The sequence below is a fragment of the Nitrosophilus sp. genome (assembly GCF_982775275.1).
This window is the reverse complement of sequence record NZ_CEXZHP010000027.1, coordinates 9,159-13,262: the sequence shown is the minus strand read 5'-3', so window position 1 is coordinate 13,262 and position 4,104 is coordinate 9,159. Positions and strand designations below refer to the sequence as shown.

General features: G+C 25.6%; 4 protein-coding genes. All 4 read right to left on the bottom strand.

What is annotated here, in order from left to right:
- Positions 1-924: diguanylate cyclase domain-containing protein (locus AC30RD_RS02670; RefSeq protein ID WP_489492647.1), on the bottom strand; the 924-nt coding region annotated here is incomplete at its 3' end.
- Entirely contained in the window at positions 914-1,453 is a 540-nt protein-coding gene (locus tag AC30RD_RS02665; protein WP_489492646.1) for a hypothetical protein, read from the bottom strand. The genes AC30RD_RS02665 and AC30RD_RS02670, both read right to left, overlap by 11 nt.
- A complete protein-coding gene (locus AC30RD_RS02660; protein ID WP_489492644.1) occupies positions 1,453-3,507 on the bottom strand; it encodes a TonB-dependent receptor plug domain-containing protein in 2,055 nt (684 codons plus the stop codon). Before AC30RD_RS02660 ends, AC30RD_RS02665 begins: the two co-directional genes overlap by 1 nt.
- The coding region (locus AC30RD_RS02655) for a GNAT family N-acyltransferase (RefSeq protein ID WP_489492642.1) at positions 3,504-4,104 on the bottom strand (601 nt) is incomplete at its 5' end. The genes AC30RD_RS02655 and AC30RD_RS02660, both read right to left, overlap by 4 nt.

Genomic DNA, 4,104 nt, shown 5'->3' with positions numbered 1-4,104 from the left:
TGGATATTGGGTTTTTATTAAATTTCTTAATCTATTTGCAAAGCCTTTTAAAATCTTGTCTCCCGTTTCATGTCCAAAATAGTCATTTATCTGTTTAAAATCATCAATATTAATTATTAAAAGACTGCCTTTATTTATCTCTTTTATCTGTTCAATTAAACTAAATCTATTTGGAAGTCCAGTTAGTGAATCTATATATAGTTGATCTCTTAACTCTTTTGTTTTCTCTTTTACCTTTTTTTCAAGCAATCTATTAATATTTTCCTGCTTTTTTGTAAATTCAAATATTTTGTTTTGCATTCTTTCCAAAGCTTTTGCAATGGCTCCTATCTCATCTGAACTATTTATATAATTTAGATTGATCTTTTTTTTGGGATTGTAACTTTCCAAATCTTTTGCAACTTTTCTCAAGGGGCTTATAAGGGAATTTAGATAATAGCCATATAAAGTAAATAAAGCACCAAGTGCCAATACAAATAAAATCAATGTTTTTTGATAATTTTCAAGAAGTTTTTTATAATGTTTACTAGAATAAATTAGTTCTAATTTTCCTATTTTTTTAGATGAGTTTGGAAGAGTCAAATCTTTGGTTATTAATATGGAGTCTTTAATATTTTCCTTAGAATCAAATCTATTTAACTCTTTATATATTTTATTATCCTTAATAACTCTAACTGCCAAAATGTTTTTATTTTTTGAAAGTTCACTAAATAGCTTTTTTATATTTGTATCAAACCCCAAATATAGATCAAGCTCAATCATAGGTTTTATTGTTTTTGCAATAATTTCCGCTTTCTCTTTTTCGGCACTATAAAAAGCCTCTTTTGTAATCTTTTCAAAAACAAAATAGCTAGAAATCATAATAGATAATGATATCAATAAAAAATAGAATAAAATCTTGTTGGATAATGATTTATTCAGCATTGTTTATAAACCTTACCATTTGATATAGTTGTGGGAAAAAATCAAAATTTTTATTTAATGCTTTTTTATTCATAAAAATGATAAGATCTTTTTCGATATCTATTGAAAATAAAAAGCCATATTTTAAATCGTTTTTATCATATGTGAAACTCTCTATTTTCATTTTTTTTATCTTTTTGTTTATTTTTATTAATTTTTCTTTTGGAATTTTTAATATATATACACAATCAAATTTTTCTTTTTTATTTACAAATTCATCAGCTAAAATTGGAGTGACTTTTAATTTAAAATTTTCTAATCTATTTGCATAATATTCCATTATTAGCGATTTTATAAAAAATGCCGTATGTAAATCATTTTCATCAAAAATTATAGCTATATTTATAATACTTTGCTTATTATATATTTTTTTATCAAGAAGTAAAATTTTTGGTATAAGAGTGCTTTGAGTTCTTAATAAAAAATCATTATATTTATATGCAAATAAAAAAATCTTCGTTAATAAAATAAATAATAGCGCCTTTTTCATTAGAACTCTTTACTAAAAGATATTAAAAAATTTCTTCTCTCTTGCCTAAAATCCTCATCATAAGTGTATGGTTCGGAAGGATATCTAATATCTGTATTAAATATATTTTTAATCGTAAAATTTATTGAGTATCTATCTTTTTGGTTTTCATAATTAAATCCCATATCAAACGTTAAATAATCATCTAAATCCTCTCTATAATCATAAAACACCCTTTTTTTCTCTCCAACATATTTTGCGACAATATTAAAATCAAGCCCTGCTTTTAACTCTTTTATCAAAAAAGCTTTAGCCATATGTTTTGCAACGTTTGAAAGATCGTGACCCTCATCATCTTTTCCATAAACAAAAGAGTAATTTATATAAATTTTTGTATTTTCGTTTAAAAGCCCAAGAAATTCTGCCTCTAATCCATAAATATCTGTATCTTGAGCATTTTTATATCTATTTTGAGGATTTATTTTGTTTATTTGATCTCTATTTAATAAATAAAATATATTTGCTTGGAAGTAACTATCTATCGAAAATCTTCTAATATACGCAAATTCAAAAGCGTTAACAATTTCTGGATTTAGATCTTTGTTTCCTCTTCTTGCTTTATTGTTTTTTGTATAAAGCTCTTGCCAAGAAGGAGATCTATGTGATCTACTATACATAAATTTAAAAATATTTTCACTATCTTTTTTATAAACCGCTGTTATTCTTGGATTGATTTGAATATCAATATGGGTATTGTTTTCGATATTTATTCCATAAACAAAAGATAATTTGTCACTATACTCGTAACAATCCTCTACCGCCAATATATATCCATATCTTTTTGCGTTCTCATCAAAAAATGGATAAGTTTCGCTATAATCAACCATCTCGTCAGTAGTGTTATCATCTCTGTTGGTATTTTTCGTCATCTGATAATAGGTCTCTTCTTTATATACTATATAACCAAATTTAATTTTATGATTTAAAATATTTTTATATTCAAAAAAAGTAGACTGATAAAATGTTCTCTGTCTTGTAGCGTCTTCAGCATAAAATCCGTTTGAATAGATTATGGGCTGAGTAGGATCACTTAATTTTGTATTTAAAAATCCAGGATATGCGGCCCTGGTATTGAAGTGAAAATCGTCCCATTTTATACCTGCTTTTAATGTTGTATCAAATGAGCCGACTTTTTTATTGTAAAGAGCTTCAATATACGCAGACGGGATTTTTATATAATCATTTTCTTGGGGATACATATTATTTACTCCATATGCCGCACCTTGTTTATAATAATTTCCTCTCGCTTTTATTTTTAATTTTTTATAATCTAAAGTTATCCCTAAAGAATAATTTTCGTGCCATAAAGGTGCATAATCCTCTCTTGTTAGGTTTTTATTATAATCTCCGTATATACCGGAATTTAAAGAGTCTTTTCCCCCATAAAATTTTTTATCATCTTTTTGATAATAAAAATCTGTAAAAATTTTTAAACCGTTTTGTTCATAATATTTTTTAAATCCTCCCATTTTATATTTAAATGAACCCACTTTAAAAAAAAGCTCATCGGGATTTTTCTCAAATTCAAATCTCTCTGCGTACGTAACTACATATATCGATCCTGCATATGCGTTTACCCCGTCTATTTTTCCGCCAGGTCCTCTTACAACTTCTATTCTTTTGATTATATTTATGGGAATATTTAAATAATGAGAATAACTATCAAACATCAAATCATTAACAACAACTCCGTCAATAATTAGTTTTGATTGACCGTAAGCAAAAGGATTTGACCCTCTAAAAACCGCCGTTTTAAAATCCATATTATCTGTTGCGATATCAACTCCAGGGATCAATTCAAGAGCCTCTTTCAAATTTGACACGCCGAGCTTTTCTAAATCCTTGCCTTTAAAAACTGATACGATAAAAGGCTGATAATGTATATTTTCTTTTGTTTGAGTAGCAACTTTTCCAATATTTTTAATATCTTGCGATAGATCTTTTAATAGATTGATATTTTGGGATGCATATATAAAAATCGGCAAAAATATCAATAAAAAACTCTTAATTTTCATATTTTTCTCCAAATATCTAAAATTTCTGGATTTTTGATCTCATAATCTTTTATATTTAAGATGGTAGGATATCTTTTTCCTCCATATATCTGTTCTTCGCCTATAATTTTAAATGGAAATTTGATTCTTATTAAAAAAAGCAAAAAATTTTTTTGTAAAGCACTAAAAAAATATTCAATCCTCTCTTTTTTAGCCTTTGGATATATAAAATTATTCATAAAAGATTTCAATATTGTTTTTGAATTTTTATAATTTCTATACTCTTTTTTTATAAAAACTCTTGAAATCTCCGATATCTTGTTTGCATCCAAATTTTTATATTTTTCATCAATCTTCATATGCTCAGTCATAGGATATCCATATGGAGAATGGTAAATAAATCTAGTATAAGCTATTAAACTATTATTATCGTATGCAACATAATGTTTTGCATATTTATCATATTTATCTATCTCTTTATTATTAGGATAGTCTTTTGCATTAAAAAATTTTAATTCTTCACACAAAATTTTACATCTAAATTTATAAACAATCTCCATTATCTCATCATCATAATCTATCTCTTTAAAATAAAACATTATATGCCTTAATATTTTT

Coding starts and splice junctions, on each gene's coding strand:
- AC30RD_RS02665 (WP_489492646.1), bottom strand. CDS start 1,453: ATGAAAAAGGCGCTATTATTTATTTTATTAACGAAGATTTTTTTATTT.
- AC30RD_RS02660 (WP_489492644.1), bottom strand. CDS start 3,507: ATGAAAATTAAGAGTTTTTTATTGATATTTTTGCCGATTTTTATATAT.